Source organism: Flavobacterium helocola (assembly GCF_038289885.1).
Lineage (GTDB): Bacteria > Bacteroidota > Bacteroidia > Flavobacteriales > Flavobacteriaceae > Flavobacterium > Flavobacterium cheniae.
Window position 1 is genome coordinate 957773 of the sequence record NZ_JBBYHT010000001.1, and the last position, 16593, is coordinate 974365.

A 16593-nucleotide genomic window follows, 5' to 3' on the forward strand; every position below is an offset into this window, starting at 1 on the left:
AAAAAAGTGCTTTTTGTGAGTGTTTTATGATTCTATTTTATAATTTTAAGGAAATTTTAAAAAAACAACATGCTATGTCAATAAAATTGTCACCTATAATTGCCGGAGTAATGAATTGGGGTGTTTCGGATAAAAACCTTAACACAAAAGAAATGAGCCATTTAATTAACCTTTATTTGGAAAACGGAATTACGTCATTTGATCATGCCGATATCTATGGAGGTTACACAACCGAAGCTCAATTTGGAAAAGCATTTAATGAAAGTAAAATTTCTAGAGAAAAGCTACAGTTGATATCGAAATGTGGAATTCAATATACTTCTGAAAACAGACCCAATAATACCATTAAACATTATGAATATTCTAAAGATTACATTATTTGGTCAGTTGAAAATTCTTTAAAAAATCTACAAACAGATTATTTAGACGCTTTACTTTTGCATAGACCAAGTCCATTAATGCAAGCTGATGAAATTGCCGAAGCGGTTGAAAAATTAAAATCGGAAGGAAAAATTAAATCCTTTGGTGTTTCTAATTTTACACCTTTTCAAACAGAACTTTTGCGTCAAAAAACCGAAATTTCATTTAATCAAGTGCAATTTTCGGCAACGCATCATGAAGCTATGTTAGATGGAAGTCTAGATTACATGCAAATTCATAAGATTCAGCCCATGGCTTGGAATCCGTTAGGAACTGTTTTTAGAGAAAATACAGAGCAAACTTTTCGATTAAAACAGCTTTTAGCTACGCTTGTAGATAAATATCATGTAGGTTCTGATTTAATTTTATTGGCTTGGATTTTACAACATCCTGCGAATATTTTACCTGTTGCCGGAACTGTAAATGTGGCACGAATTCAGCAATTATCGAAAGCGTGTTCATTGGAATTAGACAAGCAAGATTGGTTCGCTATTTGGACAGAGAGCATGGGAAATAAAGTGCCTTAAAAAAGTAATTAGTGAAAAGTGATTAGTAAATAGTCCATTTTTTCTGCTAATCACTTTTTACTTATAACTATTCACTTAAAAATGATAAACAAGCGCCTTCTTATAAAAAACATATTATCTCATCACGATGAGAATAGTTTTTATGATAAGAAGCGTCAATTGAATTTGCACACTAAAGAAGGAAAAGCAAAATTTCTAAAACACATTTGTGCACTTTCAAATTCTAATCCAAGTAACAATTCTTACATTGTTGTTGGAGTTGAAGACGAATCGAATGAAATCGTTGGTGATGATTTTTTTGATGATAGCCGAATTCAGAATTTGGTGAATGCTTTTTTGGAAAATCCGCCTAAAATTCACTACGAAAATGTGCCTTTTCCTAATCTTCCAAAAGATAAAGTGGTAGGATTGGTTACGATAAAACCCAAATCGAAAACTTCTTATTTTAAAAAAGGAATTCACACTATTGAAGCCAATAGTACTTTTGTTAGAAAAGGAAGCAATACTTCGCCTACGAAAGAGAAAATTCCGTATTCGAAACAGAATATTGAAACCGTCATTAGCATAGAAAATAGCTCACGTAATAGCATTGCGCATACGTTAGAAAGCGTTTTGGATTTCATCAACAATCGCCATAAAGACATTCCTTCTAACTATCATGTTTTTAAAGAATTGTTTGTGGTTTGCTGGGCGGGAAATAAAAAGAAAATTCGAGATAAAGTATATTATTCTAGAGTTGATATTGAATTGATTAACGAGCAAGTGAAGTTGTTTTATTCGGCATTAGATGAAGTTAGCATTGAATATGATGATAGTACGTTTTCTATCACCGAATATGTTTCTTTAGGTTTAAATGACAAAACTAGTTATTATCCGTTTGAAAAAGTAACATTAACTTTTTTTGATAATGGCTATTACAAAATGAATTCAGAAATGTTATTTGAGCCTCCTCAATACAACCGAAAAATGTTGCATCATATTTATAATTCAAATTTGACCTTATTAGGAAAACTCCAAAAAGGATTGCCTTTACAAGAATCAGAAAAAAGAGATTTGGAGAATTTACCTCACATTCTAATGATTTGTTACTTGAATGGATTTGATGAAGCGAAACAAAAACTAATTGATGCTAAACCTTTTTTGAAATCACTAGAAAATCCTATGATTTATGTCTCATTTAAAGAAGTAATGCGGATTTTAAGAAAAATGAAATACGATTAGTACAAGTTTTTATTGTTCTTTTTAAAAAAAATCAGCATCAGATAAGAAACAAAAAGTAGAACTCCCAATATGTAGACTAATTTGAATTGCAAACTATAATCAAGAGTGTTAAAAAAGGTTGCCTTTTCTTGAAAAAGGCTATAATACGTTAAATCAACGATAAAGTAAATCCAAATTAGACTAAGGATTAACAGCACGATAACTAATTTTGTATATAACTTCATTTTCTATATCATTTAGATTATAAAGTTACTTCTATTCAAAAGAAAAATTGTTACAGATTTTCTGTATATTTTTACTTCTATTTTTCAGTGTTTTGGGCTTTTTTTGAAAAATTTTAGATCAATCCGTGCTTTTTAGCTTCGCGAATGATGTCTTCGTCGCTACCTTTTTCAATTTTAAAGAAGTGTTTTATTTGTGCTTTTCGTTTGTCGATTGTACTTATGGATAAATTCATGCGTTGAGGTAAATTTTTAGTTTTTACACCTTCAGCTAATAAGGTAATTAGTTTTCTGTTCTTCTCGTCCAAGAAAACACTTTTTTCATGCAATTCTGCAATATTATCTACAACTGTTTTACTTGTGTAAAAATGATTGTTGTATATTTTTTCAAATGCTAATAAAAACTCATCTGCCGTAAAATCACTTTTTACTAACAAGCCGTTTGGGGCAATGTTTTTTTGAATAGCATCTAGAATAAAAGCTTCTGCATGCGAAGTAAGAATAACAATTTTACAATTTGGGAATTTGTTTTTAATAAGAAGTGCTAAATCTTCTCCGCTTTTAATGTTTTTTTCTAAATATGGTGGTAAACTCAAATCAACAAAAGCAAAATCAAATGCCTTAAAAACTGGCGTGCTGTCAATTATATTATATGCCGATTCGCAGTTGTAAGCTGGAGTTGTCGTTATTCGTAAACCTAGATCGTTGAAAGACAATATGCTTTTATAACCCTCAATCATTGATGGATGATCGTCAATCATTAAAATATGTAAGTCTGTTTTATTCACGAGATTTTATTTATTTCAAATTTACAATTTATTTAATTTACCAACGGAACATTTAACTTTATAAGTGTACCTTTTCCTTTTTCGGATGTAATAGAGATTTCACCTTTCATGGCTTCAGTTCTGCTTTTCATGTTTTTTAAGCCAATTCCGTTTTTGACTTTTTTCTCGTTAAAACCAATGCCATTATCATTTATTTCTAGATGTAAAAAATCGTCTTCTGTGTCTAGTATTAGTGCAATTTTACTAGCATTAGCATATTTATTAATGTTGTTAAACGCTTCTTGTATTATCCGATAGACATTCATTTTGATTTCAGGATTCATATTATTCATTGCATCATCATAATATATTTCGAAATTACATTCTGGTGGATACGTTTCCTTTTGATTTTTCAAAAGTTCTTCTAAAATATTTTTAAAACCACTTTTATAAATTTCGGATTCATTATGTAAATGATGCGAAAAAGCTCTGATTTCTTGTTCAATAACTCTAATATAATCAATGTGTTCAAGGGCTTTCTTGATGGTTTCTTCGTCTTGTCTTCTAGATATTGAAAACAAATTAAATCTAACTCCTGCCAGTCTATTTAGAATATTATCATGAAGTTCTAAGCCAATATTTCGTTTAACATTTCTTCGAACTTCATCTATATCTTCCTGATTATTAAGCATTAATCTGTAAATTTCTTCGTTTGATTCTTGTTGCTGCTGTGCGAAAACCAATTCTTTGTGTTTACTTCTTTGATAGAGAATTATATAGAATAGAAAACTAAATGAAATAATTAATAATGAAGCTATCAAAATAATTTTTCGTTGGTTAGAAATTGTTTCTTTTTCAGAAATAATTTCGTCGGTTTCAAATTCAATTCGAGCCAATTTGTTTCGAGTAGCTCTTTCTTGTTTTTGGAGACTATCGTTCAATTTGATGTAATCTCTAGCATAAGATAAGCCTTCTTTGGGAAGTAGTTTCGTAAAGAAATCGAGTGTTACCAAAACTTCTTTGTTATAATGCGATTCTTTGGCTAATTTGTTGGCTTCACTATTAAGTTGAAGTGCTTTTAAAGTGTCTTTTTGAGAAAGGTAATATTCGGTAAGATGAATTCTACTGTTAATTTTTCCATACACATCATTTATTTCATCTCTTACCGCTAAAGCTGTTTGAAAATCTTTTAAACCTTCATTTTTATTAATTTTAAATCGAGAATAAGCAAAATTATCAAGTAAAGATGTGTATAAAACAGGTTGGATTTCTTGAAGGTTGTTAATTTTTAATCCTTCAGCAAAAATTTGACTTGCTTCGTTGAATTTACTGATGCTTAGATATACAAAGCCAATATTATTTAAGGTTTGAGCTTGTAATATTGGTTTATAGTTTTCGTCTTCAATTTTTTTAATTTGAAGTAAGGATTTTTGATGGTATTCTAAGGCTTTTTCATAATCTCCTAAACCAGATAAAGCACTTCCTAAATTAACATAGCACTCATATATTAAAGATTGGTCTTCAATTTTTTTAGCTATATTTAATACTTTAATAGTTTCTGACTCGCTCCCTAAAAAATCTTTTTCATACGATAATATATAAGCTTTGTGTAATTTGGTATTTGCAAGGCTCGATTCATCATTAATTTTTAGATATTTCTTTTCAGCTGATAAATAATAATAATAGGCACTATCATTTTTAGAGGTAGAAAAATAATAATCACCTAAATAATATTCTGCTTTAGCAATGCTTAAAGAATCATTAATTGATTCAGAAATTTTTAAAATCTCTTTTGTTTTTTCTTTATATTTTTCATACTCCAATACCATAAAAAAACGATTCGCAATCTTAAAATAATTTTTAATTTTTATGGAATCATTTTCATTCGCTTCTTGAATAATATTTTCGGCTGAATCAATATATTTTAATCGAACTTCCTTTTCTAAATTTACGTCTGAACTTTTATCAAAATAAGAGTCTAATTTTTTTTGAATAGCAGGGTTTTTCTCGTTTGAATTACACCCAACGAGAAAAATTAAACTAAATAAACTTATTATCTGTCTCAATTAAAAGATTCGCTTTTGAACAAATTTAGTGTTTAAAGATAATAATTAATCTCTTTTTACAATTATTATAGGTGCTCTTGAATTTACTATACTCTCTGTTTTAATGTTGCTCGTCTTTTCAATCTTATAAGCCATTACTTTTTCTATTGAATCATTTTCTTTGCTCTCCGGTATATTTGACAAAAACAAAGAACTTACTAGTAAAACTAAAATTGTTTTCATTTTTAAAGTATTTTAAATTATTAATCTTTTTTTATAATTATTATGTGTGGATTACCTTCTTCTTGTATTCCATCACCTTCTCTTGATTGCGTTTGTTGCATATTTTCTGATAGTTTAATGGCTTTTTCTAAGTCCTCATCTTGCTCATCTGTTGAACATGAAAATAATACAATACTAACCATTAATAGTCCGAATAATTTTACTGTGTTTTTCATTGGGATTGAATTTTAATTGTTTGTTATTTGTTTTTTATGTTTTAATCGAATTTTTTATCCATTTTTGCATTATAAAGATACTTATACCTTTTTATAATGTTGTTACAGATTTTCTGTATATTTTCACTTTAATTTTTCAGTGTTTATTGAGTTTTTATGAAAAAATTTGTCATTGGAGACATCCACGGAGGTCTAAAAGCATTACTTCAAGTACTAAAAAAAATTAACTGTGATGAAAACGCCACATTAATTTTTTTAGGTGACTATGTAGATGGTTGGAGCGAATCGCCTGCCGTTTTAGATTTTCTAATAGAATTACAAAAAAAACAACCTTGTGTTTTTATTCGAGGTAATCACGACGAACTTCTATTGGATTGGTTATTAGGTAATAACGAAAATATCGATGAAAAATTATGGTTTCAACATGGTGGTGAAGCTACAGTGTTATCCTATCAAAATATTAATGCTGAAACAAAAGAAAAACACATTCAGTTTTTACAGTCATTACAAGATTATCATTTAGATGATAAAAACCGATTGTTTATTCATGCCGGATTTACCAATATGAAAGGAGTGGAACACGAATTTTTTAAACCTTTATTTTACTGGGATAGAACCCTGTGGGAAACGGCTTTAGCAATTGATAGTCAACTTTCAAAAGACGCTATTACCTATCCATTGCGTTTAAAAATTTATAACGAAATTTTCATTGGACACACACCTGTTACTAAAATTGATGAAACAATTCCAGTAAATAAAGCCTGCGTTTGGAATGTGGATACTGGAGCTGCTTTCAAAGGTAAACTTACCATCATGGATGTTGATACTAAAGAATTTTGGCAAAGCGACTCACTACCAGACTTATATCCAAACGAAAAAGGCAGGAATTAATTTAACCCTATATTTGTACTCAATTTTAATTTTAATATGATGAAAAAAATTTTAGCCGTAATTTGTTTATTAGCCGCAGTTCAAATGTCAAATGCGCAAGTTTTTAAAGGAAAAGGAGATACTAAATTTCAAGTTGGAGCCAACTTACAAGAAAAAGGTTCAGGAATAATTGCCACTTATGATAGAGGAATAGGAACAAATATGTCGTTTGGTTTTACCTCTTTATATTTATTAGGAATTGAAGAAGTAGCTGGTGAAAAACCAAATTTTGATGATCGTTTTGATCTTAGAGCTCGTTTTAGTGCTAACATTGCTGATGTTTTTGGTATTGAAGAAAAAGTAGATATTTATCCTGGATTAAATATTGGGATTAAAAATTTTGGTGCGCATTTTGGTGTTCGCTATTTCATTACAGATGGTTTCGGCTTGTACTCTGAAATACAATTACCAATTGCTCATTATGATAATGACCCTAGAGGATTTGAAAAATATAATAATCAGTTTAATTTATCAATTGGAGCTTCTTTCAATTTATAAAATAGTTTAAACAATATATTTTTAAGCAACTCCTTAAAAAAGTTGCTTTTTTTTATGCTGTTATGTAACAATTTATACCTTTGCTTCAAATTATTTATTTACGTAAAATCCATTCAAAATGAGTGTAATAGAAAAAAAACTGAAAGACCGCAGTGGTTCAGTTTGCGAGATTAGTGGTGCCGAACATGATTTAGTTGTGTACACGTTACCACCTCACACTGCAGAGAGCTTAGAACATTCGGTTTTAGTTGCAAAACACTTGAAAGACCAAATTGAAAATCCAGAAACCATGAATGAAAACGATTGGAGAGGGTTGTCAGATAGTATGTGGAACGAGCATTTGCCGGTTCAAATTTTATCTTGGCGTATGTTAGCACGTTTGAAAAACAACGATTTACTTGACATGATGTACTTAGATGAAGAAGCCTTAGAATGGGCAAAAGCAACCGGTGAAGGCGCTGAAGAAGACGAAAACAAAGTTGTGCATAAAGACAGTAACGGCGTTATTTTACATGATGGCGACTCAGTAGTGTTAGTTAAAGATTTAGACGTAAAAGGCGCTACTTTTACCGCAAAACGTGGAGCTGCTGTACATAACATTAAATTAGTTTGGGATGATGCGAATTTGATTGAAGGTAGAGTAGAAAACCAAAGTATTTATATTTTAACACAGTACGTGAAGAAAACAAAGTAGTATTAATCCGTAATGTTAAAATATAAAGTGCGCTAAATCAATAAAAAAAATCCCGATTCATTTGAATCGGGATTTTTTTTATTCTAGTTTTCTTAATTTGTTTTCAGCTTTTTCTAAATCTAATTGTAGTTCTAAAGCTTTGTTTTCTTTTTTAAGAATTTTCTCTCTCCATTTTAGTTCGTCTTCTGGAGTTAGTACGCCTTTTCTTCTAAGCTTTTCAAATTTTTCTTTGTCTTTTTCTAAATCTTTTTTGTTACTATCAATTTTAGATTTAGCTTTTTCGATATTGTTTTTAGCTTTTTCTCTTTGGGCTACCGCTTTTTCAGCTTGTTTTAGTTCCTTTTCAGCTTTTTTCTGAGCTTTTTCTGCATCCTTTTTTGCTTTTTCTGCTTCTTTTAAAGCTTTTTGGCGCTCTTTTTCGGCCTTTTGCTGCTCTTTAATTATCTTTTCTTCGGCTTTGATTCTTTCTTTTTCGGCTTTTTGTTGCTCTAAAACTAATTTTTCCTGTTTAACTTTTACACTATCAATTACAGTTTCTTGAGCTAAAGCAGATTGCAAACTAAACAAACCTACTAGAATTAAAAAATTTATTCTCATGATTTTGGATTTTAAAATTTATCTTTACAAAGATAACAAAAACTGAGCCAAAGCATGAAAAGATTCATTTATCTCCTTATAGTTGTTTCTGTATTTTCTTGTAAAGAATTTAATATTGATGAAGGTACTTCCATTAAAAAAAATGAGGTTTCAGTTGATAAAAGTGTGATTTCTGGTGATTTTGATTTTTTGCCAACTTCAACCACAAATGATGTTTATAAACGTAATACTTATGTTTTTTCTTATTCTGAAGAGCACGAACAAAGCGAATGGGTGGCGTACTATTTGGATAGTGAAGATGTAAAAGCAACTAATTTTGATAGGCCTTTTTTTGAACAAGATCCACTAGTGGAATCTGTGTCGGCCGATTGGAGAAATTATAAAAATTCAGGTTACGATAAAGGTCATTTGTGTCCAGCTGGCGATAGAAAAGGTTCCTTTGATGAGTATAACGAAACTTTTTTTACGTCTAATATTAGTCCGCAAGAACATGACTTTAATTCGGGTGTTTGGAATCGTTTAGAGGAAAAGGTTAGATATTGGGCAGTAAAAAGTGATGGATTATATGTAGTAACTGGTGGTGTTTTGAGCGATAATCTAAAAACTATAGGTAAAGAAGATGTTTCGGTGCCTAATTATTTTTACAAAGTGCTGCTGTCTAAAGATGGTTCTAAAATGATTGGTTTTTTAGTACCGCATGAAAATTCAAATCAACCTTTGTATGAGTTTGTGGTTTCGGTAGACGAAATTGAAAAAATGACAGGGATTGACTTTTATCCTAAATTAGAAGATACAATTGAAAATCAATTTGAATCTAAATCAGATTATAAAGGTTGGAGTTTTTAAATTTACCACTCATTTACTTTATTAGCATCTAGCTTAATAAAGATAAAAAGTAATATTGTAAATGCCCATAAACTTGAACCTCCGTAAGAGAAAAAGGGTAGAGGCACTCCAATAGTTGGGAATAATTTAATAAGCATCGCAATATTTACAAAGAAATGCGTAAATAAATAAGTAGCAACGCAATAGCCATAAACTCTACTGAATTTTGTTTTTTGATTTTCGGCCAAGTAAATAATTCTTAGGAATAAAGCAACAAAAAGTAGAATTACTACAACACTTCCTACGAAGCCCCATTCTTCACCTACTGTTGTAAAAATATAGTCGGTATGTTGCTCAGGTACGAAACCTCCTTTAGTTTGTGTGCCTTCTAGATAACCTTTACCAATTAAACCTCCAGAACCAATGGCAATCATCGACTGATTCAGGTTGTAACCTTCTCGTTTCATGTCAACATCATCACCAATTAATACATTGATACGATCTTTTTGATGCGGTTCTAAAACACTATCATATACATAACTTACCGAGAAAGCAAACCCAGCCATAACTAAATATAGCAATCCGTAAACAATTGGATTTCTTGAAATTTTTCGGTTAAATATGTAATGAATCACCATTATTACAAATACAATTCCAATTAAATAAATAGGTTCAATTACTAATGATAGAAAGAACAATGCAATAGCAATTATGCCAGAGAAAAAGTACCAGCTTGGCAATCCTTCACGGTTTAAAACAAAGATTAGCGAAATGAAAATCATAGCACTACCTGCATCGGGCTGCATTAGAATTAGCAAAACAGGTATAAAGACAATTGCTAAACCTATTATTTGATGTTTAGTGTACTTTAAATTAATTTGGGAATAACTTAAATATTTTGCCAATAATAAAGCAGTTGCAGTTTTAACAAATTCGGAAGGTTGAAATCCAAATCCGCCAAATTGATACCAGTTGGTTTGTCCTTTTTTGGTAACTCCAAATACAAATAAACCAAGTAATAATATAATTCCTAAACCATAAAACACAAAAGAAAGACGTTCAAAAATTTTAGCATCGGTGAATAAGATGATAAAAATAAGAGGAATGGTTAAACCAATGAAGAGCATTTGTCTACCGTAAATTTGAGAAATATCAAAAATGGAAGTTTCTTCTAAAGGTAAAGAAGCGGAATAAATAGTCATCCAACCCATGATTACTAATACGATGTAAAGTAATATGGAGATATAGTCAATTCTATTTCCTACGCTTTGATTTTTCATCTAGTTTTCCTCTTCTTCTTTTTTGGCTTCGCTAATTTCTACATTGATTTTGTTCAAAGAATCCTGAACTTTTATTGGATCTACTTTTCTTTGAAAAATAATATTTTCAATTTTTTCATATTCTGAAAGTAAGCTTCCATTTAGCATTCTATCCTCTAAATCTTTACGAGTGATTTTGCCATTTACATATTTTTCAACCATTAAAGTAGCAATTGGTCCAGCCCATCTACTTCCCCAATAACCGTTTTCAATGAATACAGCAATAGCAATTGTAGGGTTTTCTTGCGGTGCAAAAGCCACAAAAATTGAGTGATCCTTTAGTTGGTAAGTTTTACCCGCTACTCTAATTTTGTTTTCAGCAGTTCCAGTTTTTCCACAAATATTAAGACCTTGTACTCTTAAGCCTGCAGCAGTACCTATCGGGTTATTGTAAACATCTGCTAAACCTTGAATTATAGGGGGAAAGTATTGTTTATCAATAGTAGAATAATGTTTTGTTGTAAATTTTTTATCTAAAGGTTGGCCTTTTATCTTTTTAACGATATGTGGTGTATAATAATAACCTTGATTGGCAACAACAGCCATCATATTAGCTAATTGAATTGGTGATGTTAGAACTTCACCTTGTCCAATGGAATTCGAAATAATGTATGAACTTCTTATTGGAGATCCATTGTACATTTTTTTATACATTTTTGATGTTGGAACCAAACCTTTCGCCCCAATTGGCATATCGGTTCCTAAAAATTGACCCAATCCAAAACTTTTCACATGGTTGGCCCAATTGTCAACACTGTAATACGAATCTTTATATTTTTCAATAGTTCTTTTGTAGGTGTTTCCAAAATAACTGTTACAAGATTTATAAGTTCCATTGTTTAATTGTAAGCTGTGGAGACCACAGTGACATTTCATAAAACGTCCAAAATTAGCTCCATGATTACAATAAAAAGTAGTTTGTTCATCAATTACTTCTTCTTGAAGTCCAATTAATCCGGTAACAATTTTAAATGGAGAACCAGGAGGATACGTTGCTTGAAGACCTCTATCATACAATGGTTTTGATATAGAATCGTTGTATAAAGCGGTATAGTTTTTTGAACGTTGTCTTCCAACCAACAAAGCTGGATCATATGTAGGTGCAGAAACTAAAGCCAAAATCTCACCAGTTTTAGGTTCGATAGCTACAATTCCACCTCTTTTATTAATCATTAAATCGGTGCCGTATTTTTGAAGTTCATGATCAATTGTTAAGGTTAAATCTTTTCCTTGTTGAGCAATGGTGTCAAATTGCCCTTTTTTGTAAGGACCAATAATTTTATTGTGCTTGTCACGAAGTAAGTATTTAACGCCTTTAATTCCTCTTAAAATTTCTTCATATTCTTGCTCAACACCTTGCTTTCCTATCAAATCACCACTATTGTAGTATTTGTTTTTATTAAGAATAGCTTCGTTAACCTGTGTAATAAATCCGAAAATATTAGCACCTTCTTTAACTTGATAATCGCGTAAAGAACGTTTTTGCGTATAAAATCCTTCAAATTTTCTTTCTTTTTCCTGAAAAGCAGCATATTCCGCCTTGTTTAATTGCGATAAGAAAACCGAAGGAAGTCTTGGACTATAAACATTCGCTTTTTCAATTTTCTTAATAAAATATTCCTTTGTAATGTGAAGTAAATTACAAAATTCTGTTGTATCAATATTTTTGATTTCTCTCGGAACCACCATGATATCATACGAAGGCTGATTGGCAACTAAAAGTTTACCATTACGATCATAGATATAACCTCTTTCTGGAAAATCGAATACTTTTTTAATAGCATTATTTTCCGATTGTAGTTTTAAATTTTCATCAATTACTTGAAGATAGAAAATTCGTACAATCAGAAGAATGGAAGTAATAATGATTACGGCAGGTAAAACAGCTTTTCTCATCGTCTATTGCTTGGCTTGATTAAATAGATGGTTAACAAACATATAATAAACGTAAATAGGGTGCTAAATAGTGTTCGAGACAAAACAGTCAATAATAAATCGAATCTGAAATATTCAAAAAAGAATAAGATGAAATGATGAATAAAAATCGCTAATAGCAACAATGTAATTCGCTCTGGTGAAATTTTATCAGCAATTTTTACAGTTTGATATTCATAACTCAATCCAAAAGCAAATTTAAAAAGCGACGGTCTTATGTAAGCCAAAACCAAAGATGCCATTGTGTGAATTCCGCCTGAATTACAAAACATATCCAAAAGAATTCCCATAGCAAAACTACTCAATAACAAAACAGATTTATTGCTGTTAACAGGATATAGTAAAATAAATAACACATAAGGATACGGATTTAAATACCCAAACAGATTAATATTATTGAATATTAAAATCTGAAGAAGTAAAAAAACAACAAAACGTACGCTATTTAAAATGTTATTGTTCACTATTTTTTAGGTGCTGTGGTTTCTAATTCTAATTGTTTTTTCTCTTTTTTTCTTTTGTTTTCAATTACATACACATAACCAAGCGATGTCATGTCATTAAACAAACGAATATTGATAGTGTAATAATTTGTTTTCTTATCAATAAAAATCTTATCAATTTTTCCAATTGGAATATTCTCTGGAAAAATGTCTGAATTTCCACCTGTTACAATTGAATCTCCATGTTTTAAGGAAGCCAATCTAGGCACATCAATAAGTTGAGCAAAACCAACATTTCGGCCATCCCAAATTAAAGAACCAAAGTGATTCGAGTTTTTAATCTTCGCATTAATCTTCGATTTGGTGTTCAAAACACTTTGAATGGTAGAGAAGTTAGTTGACGTTTTTTCAATTAAACCTACAATTCCTTTATCGTTTACAACACCCATGTCGACTTCAATTCCTGAATTTTTCCCTGAATTGATAGTGATATAATTCTCGCGTGAGTTAAACGAATTTTTCACCACTTTTGATACCACAACATTGTAATTGTTAAGGTCGTTTCTAAATAAGGTTTTAGAAGTTAAAATGGTGTCTTTTTTGTTGAAAAGCAATTCTTTTAATAAAGCATTTTCAGATGCTAAGTCTTTGTTTTTTTGTTTCAGACTTAAATATTCGTTTGCTTCATTCACTTTTTCATAGTAAGCACCTGTAACAGCGTTAGCCGAATTTACATACTCACTTCTGTGGTAGGAATGCGATTTTATAATCAAAGAAAATGAGATGCCCAAAAGCAGCAAAAACAGCAATCGATAGCTGTTTTTTATGATAAAATTAATTATTTGCTGCATGGATTATTTTTTATTTAATCAGGATTCCTTTGTATTTGTTGATATTCTTTAAGGTCATTCCCGTTCCTCTTACAACGGCTCTTAAAGGATCTTCTGCGATGTAAACAGGTAAATCTGTTTTCATTGAAATTCGTTTGTCTAAACCTCTTAACATCGAACCTCCACCTGCTAGGTAAATACCGGTGTTATAAATATCGGCAGATAATTCCGGTGGCGTTTGTGATAAGGTTTCCATAACCGCATCTTCAATACGTTGAATCGATTTGTCTAATGCTTTTGCAATTTCTCGGTACGATACATCAACACGTTTTGGTTTTCCGGTTAATAAATCTCTTCCGTCTACTGCCATATCTTCTGGTGGACTATCTAAATCTTCTGTAGCAGCACCAATTTGAATTTTTACTTTTTCTGCGGTAGTTTCTCCAACAAATAAATTGTGTTGCGTTCTCATGTAGTAAATGATATCATTTGTGAAAACGTCTCCGGCAATTTTAACCGATTTATCACAAACAATTCCACCTAATGCAATAACTGCAATTTCTGTTGTTCCTCCACCTATATCCACAATCATGTTTCCTTTTGGTTGCATAATATCTAAACCGATACCAATTGCAGCCGCCATAGGTTCATGAATCAAATACACTTCTTTACCATTTACACGCTCTGCTGATTCTTTTACCGCACGCATTTCCACTTCTGTAATTCCAGAAGGAATACAAATTACCATACGAAGTGCTGGTGTGAATAATTTTTTCTTTAAAGCGGGAATACTTTTAATAAACATTTTAATCATCTGCTCTGAAGCATCAAAGTCAGCGATAACTCCATCTTTTAACGGACGAATGGTTTTGATGTTTTCATGAGTTTTACCTTGCATCATGTTGGCTTCCTTACCAACGGCAATAATTTTGCCCGTAATTCGGTCTCTGGCAACAATAGATGGACTGTCAATCACGACTTTATCGTTGTGAATGATTAGTGTATTTGCGGTACCAAGGTCGATAGCGATATCCTCGGTCATGAAATCAAAAAATCCCATAAGTAAGAGAAGGGTTTAGCGTTTTTTGTATAATAGTATTCAACTAGCAAAACTATGAAAATTATCTGATATATTTTCAAATAAAAACGCATTAAAAAATAATATTTTAATGCGTTTTAAAAATCTATATTTTTAAGTAAATTTTAGTGCTTAAAATGACGGATTCCTGTGAATACCATTGCCATGTTATTGTCGTTGCAATAATTAATACTTAATTCGTCTTTTATAGAACCTCCTGGTTGAATTACCGCAGTAATTCCAGCTTTGTTCGCGATTTCTACACAGTCTGGGAAAGGGAAGAATGCATCACTTGCCATTACAGCTCCTGTTAAATCAAATTCAAATGAAGTTGCTTTTTCAATTGCATGACGTAAAGCATCTACTCTTGAAGTTTGTCCTGTTCCAGAAGCGCACAATTGTTTGTTTTTTGCAAATACAATCGTGTTCGATTTAGTGTGTTTACAAATTTTCGAAGCAAATAATAAATCTTCAATTTCTTCTGCTGTTGGAACTGCCGTTGTAACTGTTTTTAAATGCTCTTTTGAATCGGTAACATTGTCTTTATCTTGTACTAAAACACCGTTTAAACAAGTACGAACGGTTGTTTGTGGCAATTCAACTTCGTTTTGAATTAAGATAATTCTGTTTTTCTTTTCTTCTAAAATGTCAATCGCCTCTTGGTCATACGCTGGAGCAATTACCACTTCGCAGAACAATTGGTTGATTTCATTCGCTGTAGCAACATCAATTTTTCCATTAGCAATTAAAACTCCACCAAAAGCTGAAGTTGGGTCGCCTGCTAAAGCATCTAAATACGCTTCTTTCATGGTGTTTCTTGTAGCTAAACCACAAGCGTTATTGTGTTTTAAAATCGCGAAAGTTGGATTGTCTCCTTTAAATTCGTTCATTAAATTTACTGCTGCATCAACGTCTAATAAATTGTTGTATGACAATTCTTTTCCGTGAACTTTGGTAAACATTTTATCAAAATCGCCATAGAAAAATCCTTTTTGATGTGGATTTTCGCCATAACGTAATACGTTTCCGTTTTGCTCGCTGATTTTTAAAACTGGTTCTTCAAAAACTTGATTGAAGTAGTTAAAAATAGCCGAATCATAATGTGAAGAAACATTAAAAGCTCTTGAAGCTAATAATTTTCTATTTTCTAAAGTAGTAGCACCGTTATTTTCGGTGTAGAAATTCAAAAATGGCGCATATTGCTCAACTGAAGGAACAATTACTGTGTCTTTGAAATTTTTAGCAGCTGCTCTAATTAATGAAATTCCACCAATATCAATTTTCTCAATAATATCTTGTTCGCTAGCACCAGAAGCAACAGTTTTTTCAAACGGATACAAATCCACAATCACTAAATCGATTTGCGGAATGTTGAATTCTTTCATTTGCTCCACATCACCCGCATGGTCTTGACGGTTTAAAATACCACCGAAGATTTTTGGATGCAACGTTTTTACTCTTCCTCCTAAAATTTCTGGAAAAGCCGTAATATCTTCTACAGCAACTACTGGAATGCCTAAATCTTTAATAAAAGTTTCAGTTCCGCCGGTAGAATAAATGGTTACATTGTTTTGGTGAAGCGCTTTAACAATAGGTTCTAAACCGTTTTTGTCAAATACAGAAATCAATGCCGAAGCAATTTTTTTTGTTGTGTTCATGGTGTTGTGTTGTTGTATCTGAATAGGTCTCAGATAAATGTTGTTGTTTTCGTGGTGCAAAAGTAGTTATACTTCTTAAAATAGTCAAACTTTATTGTTTTATATTTTACTTACTCATGTAAAATAA

At 31.1% G+C, this 16593-nt stretch carries 17 protein-coding genes; 6 read left to right on the plus strand and 11 right to left on the minus strand.

All coding sequences use genetic code 11. The features are described 5' to 3' along the window. Window positions 1-74: 74 nt before the first annotated feature. Both AAEO58_RS04345 and AAEO58_RS04350 read left to right on the plus strand, forming a co-directional pair. Window positions 75-947, plus strand: a complete 873-nt coding sequence (locus tag AAEO58_RS04345) for an aldo/keto reductase (RefSeq protein WP_341682172.1) — start codon at window positions 75-77, stop codon at window positions 945-947. Between the two features lie 81 nt (window positions 948-1028). Next, window positions 1029-2168, plus strand: a complete 1140-nt coding sequence (locus tag AAEO58_RS04350) for an ATP-binding protein (protein WP_341682174.1) — start codon at window positions 1029-1031, stop codon at window positions 2166-2168. Between the two features lie 337 nt (window positions 2169-2505). Here AAEO58_RS04350 and AAEO58_RS04355 read toward each other — a convergent pair whose 3' ends face one another. The 4 genes from AAEO58_RS04355 to AAEO58_RS04370 are packed head-to-tail and all read right to left on the minus strand — an operon-like array spanning window position 2506 to window position 5659. Next, window positions 2506-3177, minus strand: a complete 672-nt coding sequence (locus tag AAEO58_RS04355) for a response regulator (RefSeq protein ID WP_341682176.1) — start codon at window positions 3175-3177, stop codon at window positions 2506-2508. Window positions 3178-3209: 32 nt separating this feature from the next. Further along, window positions 3210-5222: a tetratricopeptide repeat protein gene (locus AAEO58_RS04360; RefSeq protein ID WP_341682177.1), complete on the minus strand. Its 2013-nt coding sequence runs from the start codon at window positions 5220-5222 to the stop codon at window positions 3210-3212. A gap of 45 nt (window positions 5223-5267) precedes the next feature. Continuing rightward, window positions 5268-5444 carry a hypothetical protein gene (locus AAEO58_RS04365; protein WP_341682178.1) on the minus strand — a complete coding sequence of 59 codons (177 nt, stop codon included), beginning with the start codon at window positions 5442-5444 and terminating at the stop codon, window positions 5268-5270. Between the two features lie 20 nt (window positions 5445-5464). Further along, a complete protein-coding gene (locus tag AAEO58_RS04370) occupies window positions 5465-5659 on the minus strand; it encodes a hypothetical protein (protein WP_341682179.1) in 195 nt (64 codons plus the stop codon). A 156-nt stretch (window positions 5660-5815) separates the two neighbouring features. On the opposite strand from AAEO58_RS04370, the gene AAEO58_RS04375 reads away from it, so the two are divergent. The 3 genes from AAEO58_RS04375 to AAEO58_RS04385 all read left to right on the plus strand — a co-directional run bounded on the left by AAEO58_RS04375 (window position 5816) and on the right by AAEO58_RS04385 (window position 7781). Next, complete coding sequence (locus AAEO58_RS04375) at window positions 5816-6550, plus strand: metallophosphoesterase family protein (RefSeq protein WP_341682180.1); 735 nt, start codon at window positions 5816-5818, stop codon at window positions 6548-6550. Between the two features lie 36 nt (window positions 6551-6586). Then, complete coding sequence (locus AAEO58_RS04380; protein ID WP_341682182.1) at window positions 6587-7087, plus strand: DUF6646 family protein; 501 nt, start codon at window positions 6587-6589, stop codon at window positions 7085-7087. Between the two features lie 118 nt (window positions 7088-7205). Next, on the plus strand, window positions 7206-7781 hold the full coding sequence (locus AAEO58_RS04385) for a PhnA domain-containing protein (protein ID WP_341682184.1): 576 nt from the start codon (window positions 7206-7208) through the stop codon (window positions 7779-7781). Between the two features lie 78 nt (window positions 7782-7859). Here the strand turns inward: AAEO58_RS04385 and AAEO58_RS04390 are convergent, their stop codons facing one another. Further along, the gene (locus AAEO58_RS04390) at window positions 7860-8378 is read right to left on the minus strand and encodes a hypothetical protein (protein ID WP_341682186.1); all 519 of its coding nucleotides are present in this window, start codon (window positions 8376-8378) and stop codon (window positions 7860-7862) included. Window positions 8379-8432: 54 nt separating this feature from the next. Between AAEO58_RS04390 and AAEO58_RS04395 the strand changes: the two genes are divergently transcribed. Beyond that, the gene (locus tag AAEO58_RS04395) at window positions 8433-9224 is read left to right on the plus strand and encodes a DNA/RNA non-specific endonuclease (protein WP_341682188.1); all 792 of its coding nucleotides are present in this window, start codon (window positions 8433-8435) and stop codon (window positions 9222-9224) included. 2 nt (window positions 9225-9226) lie between these two features. Here AAEO58_RS04395 and rodA read toward each other — a convergent pair whose 3' ends face one another. From rodA to purH, 6 genes are all read right to left on the minus strand, one after another. Further along, window positions 9227-10483 (minus strand): rod shape-determining protein RodA, encoded by a 1257-nt coding sequence (rodA, locus tag AAEO58_RS04400; protein ID WP_341682190.1) that lies wholly within the window; start codon window positions 10481-10483, stop codon window positions 9227-9229. Then, window positions 10484-12418: a penicillin-binding protein 2 gene (gene mrdA / locus AAEO58_RS04405; protein WP_341682191.1), complete on the minus strand. Its 1935-nt coding sequence runs from the start codon at window positions 12416-12418 to the stop codon at window positions 10484-10486. It abuts the gene before it with no gap. Continuing rightward, complete coding sequence (locus AAEO58_RS04410) at window positions 12415-12921, minus strand: rod shape-determining protein MreD (protein ID WP_341682193.1); 507 nt, start codon at window positions 12919-12921, stop codon at window positions 12415-12417. The genes mrdA and AAEO58_RS04410 overlap by 4 nt, the downstream gene beginning before the upstream one ends. Beyond that, a complete protein-coding gene (gene mreC, locus AAEO58_RS04415; protein WP_341682195.1) occupies window positions 12921-13751 on the minus strand; it encodes a rod shape-determining protein MreC in 831 nt (276 codons plus the stop codon). The genes AAEO58_RS04410 and mreC overlap by 1 nt, the downstream gene beginning before the upstream one ends. A gap of 10 nt (window positions 13752-13761) precedes the next feature. After that, on the minus strand, window positions 13762-14790 hold the full coding sequence (locus AAEO58_RS04420; RefSeq protein WP_026725280.1) for a rod shape-determining protein: 1029 nt from the start codon (window positions 14788-14790) through the stop codon (window positions 13762-13764). Between the two features lie 143 nt (window positions 14791-14933). Then, window positions 14934-16466, minus strand: a complete 1533-nt coding sequence (purH, locus tag AAEO58_RS04425; protein ID WP_341682198.1) for a bifunctional phosphoribosylaminoimidazolecarboxamide formyltransferase/IMP cyclohydrolase — start codon at window positions 16464-16466, stop codon at window positions 14934-14936. Window positions 16467-16593 lie beyond the last annotated feature (127 nt).

Coding starts and splice junctions, on each gene's coding strand:
- AAEO58_RS04345 (WP_341682172.1), top strand. CDS start 75: ATGTCAATAAAATTGTCACCTATAATTGCCGGAGTAATGAATTGGGGT.
- AAEO58_RS04350 (WP_341682174.1), top strand. CDS start 1,029: ATGATAAACAAGCGCCTTCTTATAAAAAACATATTATCTCATCACGAT.
- AAEO58_RS04365 (WP_341682178.1), bottom strand. CDS start 5,444: ATGAAAACAATTTTAGTTTTACTAGTAAGTTCTTTGTTTTTGTCAAAT.
- AAEO58_RS04370 (WP_341682179.1), bottom strand. CDS start 5,659: ATGAAAAACACAGTAAAATTATTCGGACTATTAATGGTTAGTATTGTA.
- AAEO58_RS04375 (WP_341682180.1), top strand. CDS start 5,816: ATGAAAAAATTTGTCATTGGAGACATCCACGGAGGTCTAAAAGCATTA.
- AAEO58_RS04380 (WP_341682182.1), top strand. CDS start 6,587: ATGATGAAAAAAATTTTAGCCGTAATTTGTTTATTAGCCGCAGTTCAA.
- AAEO58_RS04385 (WP_341682184.1), top strand. CDS start 7,206: ATGAGTGTAATAGAAAAAAAACTGAAAGACCGCAGTGGTTCAGTTTGC.
- AAEO58_RS04390 (WP_341682186.1), bottom strand. CDS start 8,378: ATGAGAATAAATTTTTTAATTCTAGTAGGTTTGTTTAGTTTGCAATCT.
- AAEO58_RS04395 (WP_341682188.1), top strand. CDS start 8,433: ATGAAAAGATTCATTTATCTCCTTATAGTTGTTTCTGTATTTTCTTGT.
- rodA (WP_341682190.1), bottom strand. CDS start 10,483: ATGAAAAATCAAAGCGTAGGAAATAGAATTGACTATATCTCCATATTA.
- mrdA (WP_341682191.1), bottom strand. CDS start 12,418: ATGAGAAAAGCTGTTTTACCTGCCGTAATCATTATTACTTCCATTCTT.
- mreC (WP_341682195.1), bottom strand. CDS start 13,751: ATGCAGCAAATAATTAATTTTATCATAAAAAACAGCTATCGATTGCTG.
- AAEO58_RS04420 (WP_026725280.1), bottom strand. CDS start 14,790: ATGGGATTTTTTGATTTCATGACCGAGGATATCGCTATCGACCTTGGT.
- purH (WP_341682198.1), bottom strand. CDS start 16,466: ATGAACACAACAAAAAAAATTGCTTCGGCATTGATTTCTGTATTTGAC.